The following is a 19,112-nucleotide window of genomic DNA, read 5'->3' on the forward strand; positions in this document are numbered from 1 at the left end:
TATTATCAAGTCACTTTGTTAATGATACCAACCATTTGTATAAGCTAAGTTACCTAGGTTGGCATGGGCTAGGGCTTTTTTAATCAGTTGCTCATCGTTTTTACATGGCACAAGCTGATTATTACTATACGTATAGGTGGTTGCTGGTTTTTGCGGTTGTAGCACCACCACTTTATTGTCGTGCATATAGGCAAAGTTTTTGTCGTATTGCATCATTGCGCGTTGTTTGTTGTCGCTAATAGGTTTTGATAAATCATGGCCTATCATAGGGTGTTTGCCACTTACGCCAATTAAAGATAGTAAAGTAACGGGAATATCGAGTTGGCTGGCTAGTTGATTATCGCGTTTATGGGCAATGTCTTTACCAAAAATAACCGCTGGAATTCTAAAGTGATCAATTGGCACCAAGCTAGCGCCTGATACACGCGAGTCGTGATCGGCTATTACAATAAATACCGTATCGTCCCAGTAGCTCGACTTTTTAGCTTTTTCAATAAATGTACCTAGCGCGTAGTCAGCGTATTTTGCCGCATTATTGCGGGTTTGTTTTTGTTTGTCGTACAGGGTTATTTTATCGTCAGGAAATTCATACGGGCTATGGTTGGAGCTGGAAAATATAAGACTTAAAAATGGTTTATTTTGTTTTTTAAGTTTAGTGAGTTCGATATCAGCTTGGTCGTATAAGTCTTCGTCTGATGCGCCCCACGAGCCATTAAAGTCTATTTTATTAAAGTTATTTGTATCTACAATATCTTTAAAGCCATTACCTAAAAAGAAGCTTCGCATGTTATCAAAGTGGCTTTCGCCGCCATAAATAAATTGGGTGTTATAATTTAGCTTCGCTAAAAAGTCAGCGATAGTAAAAAAGTCACGTTGTGATTTATCAAGCTTAACAACTGCACGTGAAGGTGTAGGCGTAAAGCCTGTAATTATCGCTTCAATACCACGCACCGAGCGCGTGCCAGTGGCATATAAATTATCAAACCCCCAACCTTGTTGATAAAGGGCGTCAATATTAGGCGTTAGCGGTAAACCGCCAAGTGTGCCTACATAGCGTGCCCCTAAGCTTTCTTGTAAAATAATGACTAGGTTTTTTGGTTTAGTGTTATTCGTTGCGGTATGAAAGGTGTTTGTTGGCGCACTTTTATCAGTAAATGTGGCTTGGCTATCTTGCATATTATTGCGCACTATACTGAGCAGTTCATCTGCTGGCATTTTTCCGTAATAATCTTGGCTAGATTGCTCATTAGAGAGCTGCTTTACCGCAAATGCTACGCTATAAAGTGAGTTAAGGGTTAAGTCGTTAAGTAAGTGATCGGTCGAAAACGATACCATGGCTGGGTTAAGTGGTCTGTGCCCTAATGAATTACGCGCGCCTAAAATAGTTAAGCACACTAAAACTAACGCTAAAATTGATTGATTTAACCTTGTTAGTGACGACTTACTTTGCCATTGATGGCTAAATACTTTACCTGCAAATTTGCAGCTTAAAATAAGTGCTATAACAGCAATAAGTATTTCTAATTTATAGCCCGAAAAAATCATTTTAGAGACTTCTTTAGGGTAAATTAAATACTCTATAAATAAGCGGTTTGGGCGTAAATCATACTCGTTTATAAATGTAGGGGTAATCACTTCAAAAAAAACGAGTAAAGCAGACATACCCACTAAGTAAATTTTAATTAGGCTGCGTATTTTATTTTGCCAACCTACGCTCTGCATCAGTAAAGTAAGTAGCAATACGGGCATAATAATGTAGCTTAAAGTGGCTATATCAACTCTTAAACCACCTACAAATATAGAAAACCACGCATGCGATCCAAATACACGCTCCCCTTGCCATACACTTAAACCAAAGCGAGCAAGTGTTAAAAAGCCAAGGGCTAAAACAGCAAATACAACAAAAATCCATACCGGGCCAAGTGCATTTTTCACCTGAGGTATTACTTTAACTATTAGCCCCGTTATTTTAGGTATAAAATTTAGCTTTAAGCCCATAATACAGCCCACCAAATAAGTGCGGCAATTAACATGGCTATAAACACACTGGCAGAGGCTATATCTTTAGCGAGACCCGAAAGCTCATGGTGTTCGCTGCCAATCCTATCAACTACAACCTCAACTGCCGTATTTACTAGTTCAGCAAACAATACAAAAAGCAGGCTGGCTATAAGTAGTAATTTATCGCTTAGTGCAATTTCTTGCAGATACACAAACACACCAAGTAACGAAAACAGTGCTAACTCTTGTTGAAACGCCGCTTCAAATCGACTCATCCATTTTAAGCCGTTAAAAGAATGGTTTAAGGTAAAAATAAGGCGCATTAAGCCTTGGCGTTTTATAACGGTTTTATTGCTCATAGTTGTATTTCGCTTGGTGTTGTTTGGAAGCTCGCAAGTAGATCAAGCGATGCCTGATACGTTTTGCTGTTAATGCCAATTAAATTTAAAAGGGTGTGGAAAATATTGTTGTGTGAGCGTGCAGCATTGGTGTCTAAATTAGCTAAGCAGGTATTGGTAATGCGCTGATTATGCTCATCAGCCCACATATAAAGTGGTACGTGGGTTTGTGTGCTAGGCGCAAAGCTATACGGAAAGCCATGTAAATAAGCACCGCCCTCGCCAAGAGATTCACCATGATCTGACACATATAAAAATTGCTTATCTATTTTGTTTGGCAGCGTTTTTAATTGCTCAATTACTTGGGCGTTAACAAAGTCGCTGTACGCAATGGTGTTGTCGTAGGTATTAACTAATTCATCAAGTGAGCAATTTTGAATATCGCTTCTGTCGCAGGTTGGGGTAAATTGTTTAAATTGTTCAGGGTAGCGTTTAAAGTAAGTTGGCCCGTGCGAGCCCATCATATGCAGCACGATAACGGTGTTAGCTTGGGTTAAATTAGCCAGTTTGTGTTTAAGTGGAGCTAATAGCGCTTCATCAAAACAGTACTTACCATCACATAAAGTAGTTTTTGTTGTAGGTATGTCGATAGTAACTACTCGCGTACATACATCTTTACAACCGCTGTTGTTATCAACCCAGAGTACATCACTGCCTGCGTGCTGGGCCAAATCAATCAAGTTTTGCTGGCTGTCGGCTTCGAGTCGATCAAAGTTTGTTTGTGTTTGCAACGAAAACATACAAGGTACAGATACCGCTGTAGCCGTGCCGCAAGACGCCACATTATTAAAGTAAGTAACGCCGTGTTTTTGGGTATAAAAATTGGTGTTACGTTTATAACCTTGATAAGCAAAGTTTTCTGCTCGTGCAGTTTCACCAACCACTATTACGGTTACGCTACTGGTATTAGGCGCAATTAGGGTAGGTGCAGCATCTATATTTTTAAATTCCATATTGGTATACAGCAGCTGATCGCGCATATATTTATAGCCGCTAGAGAGATACTGAAATGGAATAATTTCTTTTTTCAAAATGCGGTTATTGCGGCCCGTTGCAGCATAGTCGGCATAAAAGTTTGTAACCACCAATACTATAAGCGCCAAACACGCTACAACTAGCTTTACACGGCTAAGTACTTCTTGGTGAGGGCGGGTAAAGTGTATTTTTATTTTGCTTAAAACAAAAACAGGCAGGGCACAAAACAGCAGTAAAAAGCCAATAAGCTGCGGATTTAAATAGCTTAATGCTTCGCTTGAATCAGTTTCGAAGGTGTTTTGGATCATAGAATAATCAAACACCACGCCATAATTTAAGGTGCCGTAAAGTACTGCACTGGAAATAACCAATAAAAAGTAATTAAGTGGCTTTAATAACCACCGAACCGACACTATCGAAAAAAATATAATTAGCAGGCAGAGTAGTAATAGCGGTACTGAAAATAAAAATAGCCACGAAAAAGAAGCTAAAGAAGTAATGGCGCTAAAAGAGCCATGAATGAATGGAATATTTATAACCAAGCAATAGTAGCAGGCAATCATTACTACAAAAGCGTTGGCGCTACAGTGAATGTAAAACCGTTTACCACGATTAAGTTTTTGCTGTGTAGATATAGGACTAAGTGAATGCATATTTAGGCTCGTTTAAAACAACAACGCCATGTTATGCAACAACACTTAAGAACTGCTTAAGAGAAGCTACGCATTTCCTGAGGGGGTAAAATAAATTTATTCCCAGAGTATTATTAAAAATTAATCAAACCATAAAAAGGGCATATTAGAATAGGGAATTTATAGCGCTTAACTATTCACATAAAAAAACCATAGCAGGTAATTATAGTGAATATTAAAACCACTTAAATTGCTTATTTGTCTTTTATTTGAATTGAATTTGATGTTGACTTAAGGGGCTCAGCACGGTATTAATATAAAAAGAGAGCAAAGGAATAACCTTTGCGATAATTTAACAACATTTGGTATTAATTACATGCTTGCAAACGCACTAAACCTAGTCCTGATTATTATCGTGGTGATTATTCCCGCGAGGGCTTCGTAGTGCTTTAAAAAACTTAAGCATTTAAAAGCCCTCCGCACTTAACCGTTCGGGGGGCTTTTTGGTTTTAGCGGCAAAATATGTGATTGAATTGTCACTGAGGAATGAGGGTTTTATTAATGACAGGCGCAGAATTAACAATAGATTTATTAGCCAAACACGGCGTAAAAGAAGTATTTGGCTACCCAGGCGGAGCTATTATGCCAATTTACGATGCTTTGTATGGCGCGCCAGTCAAGCACTACCTTACTCGGCATGAGCAAGGTGCAGGCTTTGCGGCAGTAGGTTTTGCTCGTAGTACGGGTAAATTAGGAGTGTGTTTTGCAACGTCAGGCCCTGGTGCCACTAACTTAATTACTGCTCTTGCCGATGCGATGATGGACTCAGTGCCATTATTAGCAATTACCGGGCAAGTGCCTACCGCAGCGATTGGTTCAGATGCCTTTCAGGAGATAGATGTGTTAGGTATGTCGCTGTCGTGTACTAAGCACAGTTACATGGTAGAGCGAGCCGAAGATTTAGCCGAAATACTGCAAGAGGCCATGCACTTAGCGCAAAGCGGTCGCCCAGGGCCTGTACTCGTAGATATCCCAAAAGACATTCAAATGGCGCAAGTGCCATTTCAGCCTTGGCTAGCAGCAGACGAGTACTTACCAGAACTTGATTTAAAGCAAGTCGCTATTGCTAATCAACTGCTTAGTGAAGCTAAACAGCCGGTTGCTTATGTAGGTGGTGGAGTGCAATCAGCGGATGCACAAGCCCAGTTGATGCAGTTTTTAAATAAAACCCACATGCCAGCGGTTGCCACACTTAAAGCGCTGGGCAGTGTGTTACCCGATTACGAGTATTACTTAGGTATGCTAGGTATGCACGGCGGCCAAGCTGCTAACTTAGCGGTGCAAGAATGCGATGTACTAGTGTGTATTGGGGCGCGGTTTGATGACCGTGTTACCGGCAACTTAGCAAAGTTTGCTGCAAACGCTAAAGTAATTCATTTAGACATAGACGCCGCAGAAGTCGGTAAGCGTAAACCAGCAAAAGCTTCTTTAATTGCTGACTTAAAAACGTCCTTACCTGCATTAGAGTGCTTTGTAACTCCGCAAGCATGGTGCGATTATAACAAAGCAATGATGGTTAAATATGCATGGCGTTACGACTATCCGGGCGACAAGGTATTTGCACCCTATTTACTTAATCAACTTAGCCAACGTATGCCTAAAACGGGTGTCGTGTGCTGCGATGTAGGTCAGCACCAAATGTGGGTGGCCCAGCATATGAAATTTAATCATCCCAGTAATCACTTAAGTAGTGGTGGTGCAGGCACTATGGGCTTTGGTTTACCTGCGGCAATTGGTGCACAAGTAGCGCGCCCCGATGACTTTGTTATTACGGTATCTGGTGATGGCTCTATCATGATGAACATTCAAGAGTTGGCAACAATTCGTCGTAATAATTTACCAGTAAAAATACTTATTTTAGATAACCAACGCTTAGGTATGGTACGTCAATGGCAGGAGCTGTTTTTTGAAGAGCGCTACTCAGAAACAGACCTTTCAGATAATCCAGACTTTGTGCAGCTAGCAGCGGTATTTGGTATACCAGGGCAAACCATAACCCATGCTAATCAAGTTGACGATGCAATAACTGCACTGGTTAATAGTAAAGGTCCATACATAGTACATGCCTGCATTGATAATAAAGAAAATGTATGGCCGCTAGTACCACCAGGTGCAGCTAACGATGAAATGATGACGGGGAAAGCACAATGAAACATAGTTTAACAATCGCCTTAAAAAATCAAAGTATTGCTGTAGAGCGTTTTTTACGCGTAGTACGTCATCGTGGTTTTGACTTAACCCATTTTCAACTCAATATAGACGATGGCCAATACCATGTAACCATGACGGTAGACAGCGATAAGCCAATTCACTTATTAACCAGCCAGCTAAATAAGCTGGTGGACGTAAAAGCCGTTACTTTACAAAATTTACAGCAACAAGCGGTTTAAGTGTGCGCGCAGTAAACAATTGCAGAGTGGGTTAATAAACTTACTCAATAACTAAGAATGAGGAATGCTTGCTTATAAAGCAGCAAAACAGAGGTAACCATGGCAAAATTAAGAAGTGCAACAACAACCGAAGGTCGAAAACGTGCAGGTGCTCGTGCATTATGGCGTGCAACAGGAATGACAGATAGCGATTTCGGAAAGCCGATTATTGCGGTTGTAAACTCATTTACACAATTTGTACCTGGGCATGTGCACCTTAATCAGCTGAGCGAACTGATGGCTGAAACCATTACCCAAGCGGGTGGCGTGCCAAAAGAATTTAACACCATAGCTATAGATGATGGTATTGCTATGGGTCATGGTGGCATGTTGTATTCACTGCCATCACGCGACCTAATTGCCGACTCGGTTGAGTACATGGTTAATGGCCACTGCGCCGATGCGATGATTTGTATTTCAAACTGCGACAAAATTACCCCAGGAATGATGCTTGCAGCGTTGCGTTTAAATATTCCGGTTATATTTGTATCGGGTGGTCCGATGGAAGCCGGTAAAACTAAACTTGCTAATATCGATATTAAACTCGATTTGGTAGACGCCATGGTTAAAGGTGCAGATGAGTCGGTAAGTGATGCAGATTCAGAGCAAGTGGAGCGCTCAGCATGTCCTACATGTGGTTCGTGTTCAGGCATGTTTACTGCCAATTCTATGAACTGTTTACTTGAAGCCATTGGTTTAGCACTACCGGGTAACGGTACTACGCTAGCAACGCATAAAGACCGTAAACAATTATATGTTGAAGCGGGCGCACGCATTGTTGATTTGTGCCGCGAGTATTACCAAAAAGATAACCAAGAAGTATTGCCACGCGCGATTGCTAACAAAACAGCCTTTATGAACGCCATGGTAGTAGATATAGCCATGGGCGGCTCGTCAAATACGGTATTACATTTACTTGCTGCGGCGCAAGAGGCAGGTGTTGATTTTGATATGTCGCACATTGATGCACTATCTCGTAAAACGCCCTTTTTATGTAAAGTAGCACCCGCTACGCCAGAATATCATATTGAAGATGTACACCGCGCTGGTGGCATGATGGCAATTGTACGTGAGTTGGGTAAAGCAGGCTTAGTTGATATGTCGGTAAATCATGTCGCTGGGTCAACAATGGCTGAGCTAGTTAAAAAGTGGGATGCAACAGACCCAACTAACGAAGCTGCTCGCAAATTTTATCGTGCAGGCCCTGCGGGTATTCGCACTACTAAAGCAATGAGCCAAGAATGCCGTTGGGATGAGGGCGATAACGACCGCGAACATGGTTGTATTCGTAGTGTTGAACACGCTTTTCGTCAAGATGGTGGTCTAGCCGTACTGTCGGGCAATTTAGCGGTTGATGGCTGTGTTGTAAAGAGCGCGGGTGTAGTTGATGACATGCTACATTTTGAAGGTACTGCCGTGGTGTATGAGTCGCAAGATGATTCGGTAGAAGGTATTTTAAACGACGAAGTAAAAGCCGGCGATGTAGTGGTTATTCGTTATGAAGGGCCAAAAGGCGGGCCTGGAATGCAAGAAATGCTTTATCCAACCAGTTACTTAAAGTCAAAAGGCTTAGCAGAAAAATGTGCCTTGATCACTGATGGTCGTTTTTCTGGCGGCACATCAGGCTTATCAATTGGCCATGTATCACCAGAAGCGGCTAGTGGTGGTGCGATTGCCTACGTTGAAAACGGCGATAAAATAATTATTGATATTGCTACTCGCGAAATTACTTTAGCGCTTAGCGATGCAGAGCTCGAAGCTCGTAAACAAAAACAGCTAGCGCGTGGCAAGCAGGCTTATAAACCGCTTGATCGTCAGCGTTATGTATCATCTGCGCTTAAAGCATATGCGCTACTTGCTACCAGTGCCGATAAAGGTGCAGTGCGCGATTTAGCCAAACTAGAGGAGCTTAGTTAATTATGGTTTCTCAAGAACTCGATTATTTTCGTGCAATTATTCAAGCAAACATGGAGCCGCTGGCTAAAGTAACTGAGGTTAGCAAAATGGCCGAACTCAGTACTAAGCTGGGCAACCATGTGTGGCTAAAACGCGAAGACCAGCAGCCGGTGTACTCATTTAAATTACGTGGTGCATTTAATAAACTTAACAAGCTGCCTAAAGGCTCAGTAGTGATTACTGCATCTGCGGGAAATCATGCTCAAGGTGTGGCGCTGAGTGCCTCACATTTAGGGCATCAGGCAACTATAGTTATGCCAGTAACTACCCCAGAAATAAAAGTAAGTGCAGTGCGTGCACTTGGTGGTGAAGTAGTATTACATGGTCATCATTTTGATGCAGCTAAAGCCCATGCACTAGAACTTACAGAGCAACGCAACGGTATATTTGTACCGCCATTTGACGACCCAGACGTAATTGTAGGCCAAGGCACAGTAGCCCGTGAGCTAATGCAGCAGTTAAACGAGCTTGATGCGGTATTTATTCCCGTTGGCGGCGGCGGTTTGCTTGCTGGTATGGCGGTATATATAAAATCACTGCGCCCTGATATTAAAGTAATAGGGGTAGAAGCCGACGAAAGTGCCTGCTTACAAGCCGCACTAAAAGCGGGTAAACCAGTAGAGCTTGATAGAGTTGGTAGTTTTGCCGATGGTGTGGCGGTTAAAATTATTGGCACTGAAACGTTTAGATTAGCGCAAAAGTTTTGCGACGACGTAGTTACCGTAAGCAGCGATGAGATATGCGCCGCCATGCAAGATATTTTTGTATCTACGCGTGCCATTGCCGAGCCCTCAGGCGCACTTGCCACTGCCGGGCTGAAAAAGTGGAGTCAGCAATCGGGGTTAAAAGGGCTGCATTTAGCTGCCGTGCTTTCAGGAGCTAATTTAAATTTTGATCGCTTACGTTATGTAGCAGAGCGCACCGCACTTGGCGAAAAAAACGAAGCGCTATTAGCCGTTACCATTAATGAAGAAAAAGGCAGTTTTAAACAATTTTGTGCCTCGTTAGGTGGGCGCGCTATTACCGAGTTTAATTATCGTTATGCAGGGCCCGGCGATGCGCAAATATTTGTAGGTATTGCGCTACGTCAAGGGTTACAAGAGCTAGAAGAGTTAAAGCGAGATCTAACCAATAACAATTATCAATTTTGCGACCTATCGGATAACGAACTCGCTAAGTTACATGTGCGTTATATGGTTGGAGGTAAAGCACCTGAGCAATTACATGAACGTTTATTACAGTTTGAGTTTCCTGAATACCCGGGCGCATTAGCACGCTTTTTAGATACCTTAGGCAGTAATTGGAATATTACTTTATTTCACTATCGTAATCATGGTGGCTCTACGGGGAATGTATTAGCAGGTTTTGCAATTGAACCAAGCCAATTTGATGTGTTTAATGAGCACTTAAATCGCTTAGGCTATAACGTACAAGATGAAACAAATAACCCGTGTTTTACCCAGTTTTTAACCTCGCAGCCTCAGGGCAAAAACGTCGATAAACTCGCTTCGGCATAACCCTCTTTATTAACAAGCACCTCGTTGAGGTGCTTGCTTTATCATGTTTTTTACATATTATTATCAATAAATAATAATATGCTTTGAGGGGAACTCGTTGCTAATTAAAGGACTAATCATTGTTTTAGGGCTTTTTTGTTGCCAGCTACAGGCGCAAGAACCGGTTACATTGCAATTAAAATGGACTCATCAATTTCAATTTGCCGGCTATTATATGGCCAAGCATAAAGGCTTTTATAAAGAGGTCGGGCTGGATGTAAATATACTCCCTGCCAAGTTAAGTATGCCCGACAGTTTTGATGCAGTAGCACAAGGTGAGGTGCAGTTTGGCATTGGTCATTCTGGTGTTTTACAGCAACGCATTGCCGGTAAACCTTTAGTGGCAATGGCTGCTATATTGCAGTTTTCCCCTTATTGCTGGATGGTTAAAGACAGCTCTGATATTTTTCATGCACGAGACTTTATTACTAAACGAGTCACTACCAGCGGTAAAAGAGAGAATACTGAGTTATTAATTATGCTCCAGCGCAGTGGCATTAATACCGACCGCTTAGCCCATTATGAAGGTGATAATCCGACCCGCGCATGGATTGACAATAAAGTAGATGCAATGCAAGTGTATGTAACCGACCTACCTTATTACATGGCGCAACAAGGAATTGCCCACAGACTTATTTGTCCGCAAAGGTACGGTATGGATCTGTATGCCGATATTTTGTTTACTAGCCAAAGTATGCTTAAAACCACCCGCAAACAGTAGAAAGCTTTTATCAGGCAAGTCTTAAAGGCTGGCGTTATGCAATGATGAATATGGATGAAGCGATAGCAGTAACTCAGCAATATGTACCGCATAAAAGCCCCCATCAGCTAGCTTATGAAGCCGAGGTATTAAAAGGCTATGTTACAGTACCCAGTACTCACCTAGGTAATATGTCGATGGCAAAGTGGCGCTTAATAGCTGATTTATATGGTGTTGAACAAAGTGATTTTGACAAAGTAAAAACTAGTTTTATATATAAGTATCAGGAGCCCGAAAGATTACAGCTTTCATGGATGTTACAGGCAGCAATTATTATCAGCATTATTTCTATCCCGCTGTATTTACGTTTAATCTTCAAAAAATAACCACTTAATGACAGTGGACTGAGCTGCTATAATTAATTGTGTTTATTTATTTTAAGTTGATATGACCTTAGCTGAGCAGTTTTCTGCACTTGATTCTCTCCTTATGCGTAATCGCCAATATTGGCAATGTACGGCATTTGATTTTGATGCACTACCTTGGCCTGAGCTACAAGAGCCTTTAAATAATTTAACGGATGAAGAAGTTGCCCAATTAGATGGCAATGAAGAACAGTTATATCAATTTTTTGAGCCGCATATTGAGCAACTTGAACAGCTGGTAAATTTGTGTGAGTTACCAACAGCGAACTTAACGCGCAGTGACTATCCGTTTTGGCTTAGTAACGGTATAAAAGGGCGGAAGTTTCAGCAGCTGCAAGATTTTGTAGCGGCTTTACCCAGTAGTACCAAGCCTGTTTTAGAATGGTGCGCGGGTAAAGGACACCTCGGGCGTATGCTAGCGTTTAATGGTGCTAAAAGCGTGCACAGTATAGAGCTGCAACCGCAATTATGTGAGCAAGGGCAGCACAGTGCAAAGCAGCAAGGCTTAGCTATGCACTTTAGCCAAGCAGATGTATTGAAGGATGACATTACTGCTTTTTTTAAAGCCGATATGCACGCAGTAGCTTTACATGCTTGCGGCGGTTTACATCAAGCTTTTATGCAGCAGGCCAGTGTAGCTAAAGTCTCTAACATTAGTTTTTCTCCTTGTTGTTATCATTTATTTACCCCAGATAATTACCTAGCAATGAGTACGCTTGCACAACAAAGTCTCCTTAACTTAACTCATCGCGACTTAAAGCTCGCACTTCAAGAAATGGTCACCGCGCCTTCACGCATAGTTAAAGTGCGTAACACTGAAGTTGCATGGCGACTCGGGTTTGATGCCCTGCGAAAATCGATTACTAATGAGCAACATTACGTCAGTGTGCCGTCGGTTAACAAGGCGGTGTTTTCAGATTCATTTAAATCGTTTTGTGCATGGGCTGCAGACAAAAAGTCGTTAAAGTTGCCGCAAGAAATTGATTATAATAAGTTTTTATTTATTGGGCAGGACAAAATAAAAGTAACTGATCGTATTGAACTGGTTCGACATGTGTTCAGAAGAGCAATAGAAGTTTGGCTTGTGCTCGATCGTGCTTTATATTTACAGCAGCAAGGCTATCAAGTCAGTATTAAAACGTTTTGCGCAAAACAGTTAACACCGCGCAATATTTTGATCTTGGCAAATTACCCGTCTTCGAACTGAAAAGAGATGCAATGAGAAAGCTAAAAAATTTATTCGACAATAATAAACGTTGGGCAGATCGCACTAGTAAAGCGGATCCTGACTTTTTTAAAATACTATCAATGCAGCAAAATCCAGAGTACTTATGGATTGGTTGTTCCGACTCCCGCGTGCCAGCCAATCAAATTGTAGATTTACTCCCAGGTGAGCTATTTGTACATCGTAACGTAGCAAACGTAGTTGTACATACAGATCATAACTGTTTATCGGTAATGCAATATGCTGTTGAAGTATTAAAAGTTAAACATATTATGGTGGTGGGGCATTATGGTTGTGGTGGTGTACAAGCAGTACTAGATGAAGCCCGCTTTGGCTTTATTGATAATTGGCTGCGCCATGTTGGTGATGTAAAAGAGAAGCACCTAGAGCAATTAAATGCAGTGCCTGAAAAAGAGCGTTTAAGCCGTTTAATAGAGCTTAATGTAATTGAGCAGGTACGTAATGTAGCGCGTACTAATATAGTACAAGACGCATGGGCACGTGGACAAAGTTTATCGATTCATGGTTGGGTTTACGGCCTAGAAAATGGCCACCTACATGACCTAGAGTCAGTAGTAACTTGTGCATCAGAAGAAGCCGACACTTATAAAAAAGCCGTGCAACACGTGTTTTCAAAACTTGACCATGGATAATTAAAGCGATGACAAAAACGGCGGTAATTATAGGTGCAACAGGGTTAGTAGGAAATGAGTTATTAAAAAAGTTACTACAAAGCGCGTATTTTTCTAATGTAATTGCCTTAAGCCGTCGTGCGCTAAGCATACGTCATCCAAAACTCGTTAATCATATAATTGAGTTTGATGAGTTAACTCAATATGCTGCATTATTTAAAGGCGATGTGTTTTTTTCTTGTTTAGGTACTACTAAAAAGCAAGCCGGCTCAATTGCGGCGCAGCGAAGAGTTGATTTTGATTATCAATTTATTGCCGCGCAATTAGCCGCAAGTAATGGTGTGCAACATTACTGCTTGGTGTCATCAAGTGGTGCAAATGCGCACAGTACTAGCCCTTATTTAAAAATGAAGGGGCAACTAGAGCAGCAGGTTAAGCAACTGCCTTTTGCACGTATCAGTATTTTTCAGCCGTCGTTATTATTAGGTAACCGTAAGCAGTTTAGAGTGGCTGAGAAAATTGGCAGTGTTATTTTACCCATTATAACTCGTCTGCCACTTTTAAAACGCTATAAACCAATAACTGGGGAGCAAGTAGCGCAAAAAATGCTGGTTGTGAGTTGCGCGCAGCAGAGCAATTTAGCTTACTATGTACTTGATGAGCTATTTAACCTGAGCTCCGGATAATAAATCTATCTCAAGCAGCTATTTTCAGCGCTAACTGCGTTGAATTTACTTGCAATAGGCCAGCTATTGACGCGTAAATTCGCCTTGTTTTCACTGAAAACTTCTGGCTAGAGAAAACAAATATAATTATAATTCAATATGTTAGTAAATTCCTTAACTAGAGTTTAAGTTATTTAATTAATTAGCACTATTACAAAACAAAAAAGCAGCCTTGGCTGCTTTTTTACTTTAAGCGTATATATTATTCAGCATTTGGCTGAGTGCTAAGTTGTTGCTCTAACAGTGCAACTTTAGCTTCAAGCTCAGTTAGCTTTTCGCGTGTACGGATCAGTACTTGGCTTTGTACATCAAACTCTTCACGACTTACAAAGTCCATCTCAGCAAGCTTGTTTTGTAAAACTTGTTTGGTTTTACCTTCGAGTGTATCGGCTAAGTTTTTTACGCCTTGTGGCATATTACTAGTGATTTGCTTTGCAATTTCTTCAAGTTTTGCTGGATTAATCATGTTCGTCCCTTGGCTGTTGCCCAGAATTTATAATAACTAATATTACCTTATAGCCAGTGTATTTAACACAGGTTGATCTTTATCGAATTAATTAGTGCAATTGCTATGCTCGCTGTAATGGTTACGTTAAAATTGCCCGTCTTTTTAAATCTCTTTGGTCGTTATGAAACTCAATCCTAAACAAGATGAAGCGGTAAAATATATTAGTGGGCCATGCTTAGTGCTTGCTGGAGCTGGCTCTGGTAAAACGCGTGTTATTACTAATAAAATCGCATATTTAGTGAAACAGTGTGAGTATAAAGCGCGTAATATTGCCGCGGTTACTTTTACCAATAAAGCTGCTAAAGAGATGCGTGAGCGTGTTTTGCAAACACTTGGCAAGCAAGATGCCAAAGGGCTTTGGGTATCTACATTTCATACGCTGGGTTTAGAAATTATCAAAAAAGAACTTAGTACACTGGGCTTTAAGCCGGGTTTTTCGCTATTTGACGATCAAGATACCAACCAGTTATTAAATGATTTAACCGAAGACGAACTTAAAAATGATAAAGACCTACTCAAGCTATTAAAAATGGCAATTGGTAGCTGGAAAAACGAATTAATTTTACCAGAACAAGCAATCCGCGAGGCGCAAGAGCCACAAAAAGCATTATTTGCACAGCTTTATGGTCGCTATCAAAACCAGTTACGTGCTTACAATGCACTAGATTTTGATGACTTAATAATGATCCCTACTTTGCTCCTTACTAATAATGCCACCTCACGGATGCGCTGGCAGCAACGCTTTAAATACTTGCTGGTGGATGAGTACCAAGATACCAATACCAGCCAATACCAACTTGTTAAGCTGTTAGTAGGTGAGCGCGCCCGCTTTACTGTGGTAGGCGATGACGATCAATCGATATATTCATGGCGCGGTGCGCGTCCGCAAAACTTAGTGTTATTAAGTAAAGACTTCCCCGGGCTTAGACTTATTAAGCTGGAGCAAAACTACCGTAGTGCAGGGCGAATACTAAAAGCGGCTAATATATTAATTGCCAACAACCCGCACGACATTGAAAAAAAGCTGTTTAGTGAGCTCGGTTATGGTGAGCCAATTAAAGTAATTGGTTGTCGTGATGAAGAGCATGAGTCTGAGCGCGTAGTGGCTGAAATTATTTCGCATAAGTTTATGAAACGCACTAGCTACAAAGATTACGCTATTTTATATCGCGGTAATCACCAAGCGCGAGGCTTTGAAAAATCGTTAATGAGTAACCGTATTCCATACAAAATTAGCGGTGGTATGTCGTTTTTTTCGCGCTCAGAAATTAAAGATATTATGGCCTACTTACGGCTGCTGGTTAATCAAGATGATGACAATGCATTTTTACGTATAGTAAATACGCCACGGCGCGAAATAGGCACGGTGACACTTGAAAAGCTGGGTACGCTCGCAAATGAAAAGCACATGAGTTTATTTGCTACCTGTTTTGATAATGACCTAGGTTATAGGCTAAAAGGGCGTGGTTTGAACGCACTTACTGGGTTTGCACGTTGGGTTGTGGAGCTATCAGACAACGCGGTGCGCGGTGATACCCTAGAAGCGGTTAAAGATTTAGTGCGTAACATTAACTACGAAGCGTATTTATACGAGTCATCACCTAGTGCCAAAGCGGCTGAAATGCGGATGAAAAACGTATCGGAGTTATATCGGTGGATCACCGACATGCTAACCGGCGACGCCGATAACGAGCCCATGACCTTGGCCGAAGTAGTGAGCAAACTTACATTACGCGATATGTTAGAGCGTAACGAAGAAGAAGATGAAGCCGACGCGGTGCAGTTATCAACCTTGCATGCATCAAAGGGACTAGAGTATCCGTACGTGTTTATGGTGGGTATGGAAGAGGGCTTGCTACCGCATCAGGTAAGTATTGATGAGGACAACGTAGATGAAGAGCGTCGCCTTGCGTATGTTGGGATCACCCGAGCTCAACAAGAGCTCACCTTAACTTATGCTAAAATACGTCGTCAATTTGGCGAAACATCACAAACAGAGCTCAGTCGTTTTGTACAAGAACTACCACAAGACGATTTAGCATTCGAGAATAAAAAAGCACCTAATAGCCAAGCCGAGCGAATGGAAAAAGGTCAGGCGCGTGTGGCTAATTTACGCGCTATGCTTAAAAAACCTGAATAAATTGGTTAACGTTGCAGTGATTCAGAGTGACTAATAGAGGGCTGCAAACTACTGTTAAGTGTAGACTGTTTACCGATAAAAAATCCTAGACCGTGTTTATCTAATAGAGCTCTAAAATTTAATATAGCAGGGCCTTTTGCTATTACTTTAGTGTTTTTAATTTTAGTAATGGCAAGTACTCCCTGCAGTTGTAGGTCGTAGCTAGCTTGCTGCAAAATACGTTTACTAAATGTCGAGCTTAGTAGTAGGTAGTCAAAATCAATTTCGCTAAGTAAGTTAAGCTCGCATTTATCTTTAGCAAAATTATTTAACCCAATAGAGTAGCCGTTTAAAGATAATTGCTTTAAATTTTCAATTTGTGTTGCACTAGCATAACGAATTTCTTGCTCGTCAAAGAGTAAGCAAAGCTGTGTTTTGTTTTCGCATTGGCTCAAAGCATCAGTAAATAAAATAAACTCAGGATGGGCCAATAACAAACTAGAGCAAGGTAGTAAGCCGACGTTTAAGTTAGCGTTACTTGTTTGTGTGTATGCTTGTTGCAGTAGCTGTAGTTCAACATTAAGATGTTGCTCTTTATCGCAGGCAAACTTTTTTAGAATATCAAAACTGGTATAGCCCAATATAGGGTGCTCGCCAAATGCCTCTAGCAATGACTCAGACTGGCAATTTTCATCAAGAGTAATGATCTCAGAACTTCTAAAGTTCATCGGTAGCTGTTCAAGGTAATGCAGTACTGGTGATTGCTGCTCTGGTATTGCTTGCGTTAATAGCGGGTGGAATAGCTCATAGCGGTTTCTACCTGAGTTTTTAGCGTAGTACATAGCGGCATCGGCATCACGAATTATTTCATCCGTATTTTTATAGCTTTGGTTAGAGTAAGTTATACCAATACTTGCACCACTTTGCAGTGACGAGCCTTTAAAACAAAATGGTTCTGCCATTAAGTTAATTATTCTATTTGCAACATCTTCAGCTTGTTGAGGCTCGGTTAAATGAGTCAATAAAATTACAAACTCATCCCCCCCTAAGCGCGCTAATAAGTCGTGCTCGCGAATACACTGCGAAAATAGCTTACTCACGCTAATTAAAAACTGATCCCCGGCATGATGGCCAAGTTGGTCGTTAATACTTTTAAACTTATCTAAATCAATAAATAATACGGCAAAGTGTTGCTCTACAAAGCGATGATATTCTTGCAGGGTTTTTTCAAGTTGAGTTAAAAATAAGCTTCGGTTAGCTAAACCGGTCAGCGAGTCGTGATGCGCGTCGTGATAAAGCTGCTGCTCTATTTTTTTTCGCTCATCAATTTGCATTTGTAAATGTAGGTTAGCTTGGCGTAACTCTTTAGTTTTTTCGTCAACCCGAAACTCAAGCTCCTGATGACTCTTTTTAAGTGCGATATTAGCTAATTTTGTTTGTAATACTGTAGCAATTTGATGGGATAAAAAGGTGATGAGTTCGCAATCATCTTGGCTAAAAATATGTTTATTGTTATACGCTTGGCAAACAATTAAACCAATAACACCTTGTGATGTTTTTAATGGTGCGCCAAGCCAGCTGGTAGCCATTTGCTTTTCAGGCACAGGCAAAGTACGTTGTACTGTGCCATCTTGTATAAGCGCTTTTGCTCTATCGGGATGTATAAGCTGAGTTTCTTCGGTGCTAATTACTAGCTCACTATAGCCTTTAGAAAAACGCCTTGATTGAGGGTTCTTTTTAAATTCATCTACGTAATAAGGAAAGCTTAGCCAGCCAGAATCTTTGTTATAAAGTGCAATGTAAAGGTTATCAGCATAGGTTATCGACTTTATAATTTCATGCAGTTGTAAATATACATCATCAATATTTTTAGCTTGTGTTGCCAGCTCCGATATTTTAAATAAAATTTGCTGGCGTTGTAGGGCTCGTTTACGTTGTTCGACTTCAAGGTTAAGCGCTGCGTTACTTTGCGTAAGTGCTTGGGTGCGAATTTTAACTTCGGCTTCGAGTTGCTCGCGCTTTTTTACTCGCTCTATTGCGGTAGCTAAGTACAGCGACATAACCTCTAGTAATTGTATTTGTTGTGGGCTGTATCCTTGCTCTGTGTCGTAACTTTGTGCTGCAAGTACGCCTATAATGCTTTTTTCTTGAAATACAGGCACGCCAATCCAGTGCTCAGCAGGCGTACCTAATGCTTTAAATAAACCACTATTAGCAGCATCTTGCATTTGTTGCTTAGTAAAGTAGGTTGTTTTACCTTGTTTAAATACATAACCAGTTGCACCTTCGTTAAAACTATTATGCTGATTAAGGGCAATAGCAAGACCATCTTTTTCGTCTGAAAAATAAGAAAGTTCTAATAAGTTTGTGTGTCTGTTGGAAAGTACAAGATAAAAACTTTTGCTTGGTACGTACTTTTGCAAAATATCGTGTATAGCGGGATAGAGCAAGGTAAGTTCTGCAACCGTGCTGGCTTGCTCTGATAATAGGATCAGGGCATTTTGTAGATGATGTGCATGCTTGTACTTTTTCAGTAGCGCTTTAAGACGTTTATTTTGATGCGCTAAGTTACTAGGTACTGTTAATTTATCTAATTTATCTTCCAATGATGTTAACCAGCTGTGTTTTTATTGTATAATAATTGCGCTTATAATTTCATTTTTAACTATTAGCGTCAAGCATATATTCGTTAAAATAGCGGTTAAAAGTAGATAAAAAGCATTAAAAAAGGCTTACCTTAAGTAAACCTTTTTATTTATTGATTTTAGTAG

The 19,112-nt window shown here is 40.9% G+C and carries 13 protein-coding genes and 1 pseudogene; 9 read left to right on the forward strand and 5 right to left on the reverse strand.

Annotation, left to right across the window (positions count from 1 at the left end; translation table 11 throughout):
• Positions 1 to 18: 18 nt before the first annotated feature.
• Genes CIK86_RS14830 through CIK86_RS14840 form a run of 3 tightly spaced genes read right to left on the reverse strand, consistent with a single transcriptional unit; the run spans position 19 to position 4,027 of the window.
• Positions 19 to 1,998 (reverse strand): LTA synthase family protein, encoded by a 1,980-nt coding sequence (locus CIK86_RS14830; protein ID WP_086994757.1) that lies wholly within the window; start codon positions 1,996 to 1,998, stop codon positions 19 to 21.
• Positions 1,989 to 2,360: a diacylglycerol kinase gene (locus tag CIK86_RS14835; RefSeq protein WP_086994754.1), complete on the reverse strand. Its 372-nt coding sequence runs from the start codon at positions 2,358 to 2,360 to the stop codon at positions 1,989 to 1,991. Before CIK86_RS14835 ends, CIK86_RS14830 begins: the two co-directional genes overlap by 10 nt.
• Positions 2,357 to 4,027: a phosphoethanolamine--lipid A transferase gene (locus CIK86_RS14840; RefSeq protein ID WP_086994751.1), complete on the reverse strand. Its 1,671-nt coding sequence runs from the start codon at positions 4,025 to 4,027 to the stop codon at positions 2,357 to 2,359. Before CIK86_RS14840 ends, CIK86_RS14835 begins: the two co-directional genes overlap by 4 nt.
• Positions 4,028 to 4,567: 540 nt before the next feature.
• On the opposite strand from CIK86_RS14840, the gene ilvG reads away from it, so the two are divergent.
• From ilvG to CIK86_RS14880, 8 genes and pseudogenes are all read left to right on the forward strand, one after another.
• Positions 4,568 to 6,217 (forward strand): acetolactate synthase 2 catalytic subunit, encoded by a 1,650-nt coding sequence (gene ilvG / locus CIK86_RS14845; protein ID WP_086994748.1) that lies wholly within the window; start codon positions 4,568 to 4,570, stop codon positions 6,215 to 6,217.
• Positions 6,214 to 6,456: an acetolactate synthase 2 small subunit gene (gene ilvM, locus CIK86_RS14850; protein WP_058374304.1), complete on the forward strand. Its 243-nt coding sequence runs from the start codon at positions 6,214 to 6,216 to the stop codon at positions 6,454 to 6,456. Before ilvG ends, ilvM begins: the two co-directional genes overlap by 4 nt.
• 99 nt (positions 6,457 to 6,555) lie before the next feature.
• Positions 6,556 to 8,412 (forward strand): dihydroxy-acid dehydratase, encoded by a 1,857-nt coding sequence (gene ilvD / locus CIK86_RS14855; RefSeq protein WP_086994745.1) that lies wholly within the window; start codon positions 6,556 to 6,558, stop codon positions 8,410 to 8,412.
• A gap of 2 nt (positions 8,413 to 8,414) precedes the next feature.
• Complete coding sequence (gene ilvA / locus CIK86_RS14860; protein ID WP_086994742.1) at positions 8,415 to 9,968, forward strand: threonine ammonia-lyase, biosynthetic; 1,554 nt, start codon at positions 8,415 to 8,417, stop codon at positions 9,966 to 9,968.
• Between the two features lie 97 nt (positions 9,969 to 10,065).
• Positions 10,066 to 11,093 (forward strand): annotated as a pseudogene (locus tag CIK86_RS14865) (ABC transporter substrate-binding protein).
• A gap of 61 nt (positions 11,094 to 11,154) precedes the next feature.
• Positions 11,155 to 12,339 (forward strand): methyltransferase, encoded by a 1,185-nt coding sequence (locus tag CIK86_RS14870; protein ID WP_086994739.1) that lies wholly within the window; start codon positions 11,155 to 11,157, stop codon positions 12,337 to 12,339.
• An 11-nt stretch (positions 12,340 to 12,350) separates the two neighbouring features.
• Complete coding sequence (can, locus tag CIK86_RS14875) at positions 12,351 to 13,010, forward strand: carbonate dehydratase (protein ID WP_086994736.1); 660 nt, start codon at positions 12,351 to 12,353, stop codon at positions 13,008 to 13,010.
• 8 nt (positions 13,011 to 13,018) lie between these two features.
• Positions 13,019 to 13,675, forward strand: a complete 657-nt coding sequence (locus tag CIK86_RS14880; RefSeq protein WP_086994733.1) for an NAD(P)H-binding protein — start codon at positions 13,019 to 13,021, stop codon at positions 13,673 to 13,675.
• Positions 13,676 to 13,916: 241 nt separating this feature from the next.
• On the opposite strand, the gene CIK86_RS14885 is transcribed toward CIK86_RS14880, so the two are convergent.
• On the reverse strand, positions 13,917 to 14,180 hold the full coding sequence (locus CIK86_RS14885; protein ID WP_086994730.1) for an accessory factor UbiK family protein: 264 nt from the start codon (positions 14,178 to 14,180) through the stop codon (positions 13,917 to 13,919).
• A 163-nt stretch (positions 14,181 to 14,343) separates the two neighbouring features.
• Between CIK86_RS14885 and rep the strand changes: the two genes are divergently transcribed.
• The gene (rep, locus tag CIK86_RS14890; RefSeq protein ID WP_086994727.1) at positions 14,344 to 16,362 is read left to right on the forward strand and encodes a DNA helicase Rep; all 2,019 of its coding nucleotides are present in this window, start codon (positions 14,344 to 14,346) and stop codon (positions 16,360 to 16,362) included.
• 5 nt (positions 16,363 to 16,367) lie between these two features.
• Here the strand turns inward: rep and CIK86_RS14895 are convergent, their stop codons facing one another.
• The gene (locus CIK86_RS14895) at positions 16,368 to 18,947 is read right to left on the reverse strand and encodes a diguanylate cyclase (protein ID WP_086994724.1); all 2,580 of its coding nucleotides are present in this window, start codon (positions 18,945 to 18,947) and stop codon (positions 16,368 to 16,370) included.
• Between the last annotated feature and the right edge of the window lie 165 nt (positions 18,948 to 19,112).

This window comes from Pseudoalteromonas sp. JB197, assembly GCF_002332205.1.
Lineage (GTDB): Bacteria > Pseudomonadota > Gammaproteobacteria > Enterobacterales > Alteromonadaceae > Pseudoalteromonas > Pseudoalteromonas nigrifaciens.

Bases quoted from the DNA above. Each gene is read 5' to 3' on its own strand.
- CIK86_RS14830 (WP_086994757.1), bottom strand. From the start codon at position 1,998: ATGGGCTTAAAGCTAAATTTTATACCTAAAATAACGGGGCTAATAGTT.
- CIK86_RS14835 (WP_086994754.1), bottom strand. From the start codon at position 2,360: ATGAGCAATAAAACCGTTATAAAACGCCAAGGCTTAATGCGCCTTATT.
- CIK86_RS14840 (WP_086994751.1), bottom strand. From the start codon at position 4,027: ATGCATTCACTTAGTCCTATATCTACACAGCAAAAACTTAATCGTGGT.
- ilvG (WP_086994748.1), top strand. From the start codon at position 4,568: ATGACAGGCGCAGAATTAACAATAGATTTATTAGCCAAACACGGCGTA.
- ilvM (WP_058374304.1), top strand. From the start codon at position 6,214: ATGAAACATAGTTTAACAATCGCCTTAAAAAATCAAAGTATTGCTGTA.
- ilvD (WP_086994745.1), top strand. From the start codon at position 6,556: ATGGCAAAATTAAGAAGTGCAACAACAACCGAAGGTCGAAAACGTGCA.
- ilvA (WP_086994742.1), top strand. From the start codon at position 8,415: ATGGTTTCTCAAGAACTCGATTATTTTCGTGCAATTATTCAAGCAAAC.
- CIK86_RS14870 (WP_086994739.1), top strand. From the start codon at position 11,155: ATGACCTTAGCTGAGCAGTTTTCTGCACTTGATTCTCTCCTTATGCGT.
- can (WP_086994736.1), top strand. From the start codon at position 12,351: ATGAGAAAGCTAAAAAATTTATTCGACAATAATAAACGTTGGGCAGAT.
- CIK86_RS14880 (WP_086994733.1), top strand. From the start codon at position 13,019: ATGACAAAAACGGCGGTAATTATAGGTGCAACAGGGTTAGTAGGAAAT.
- CIK86_RS14885 (WP_086994730.1), bottom strand. From the start codon at position 14,180: ATGATTAATCCAGCAAAACTTGAAGAAATTGCAAAGCAAATCACTAGT.
- rep (WP_086994727.1), top strand. From the start codon at position 14,344: ATGAAACTCAATCCTAAACAAGATGAAGCGGTAAAATATATTAGTGGG.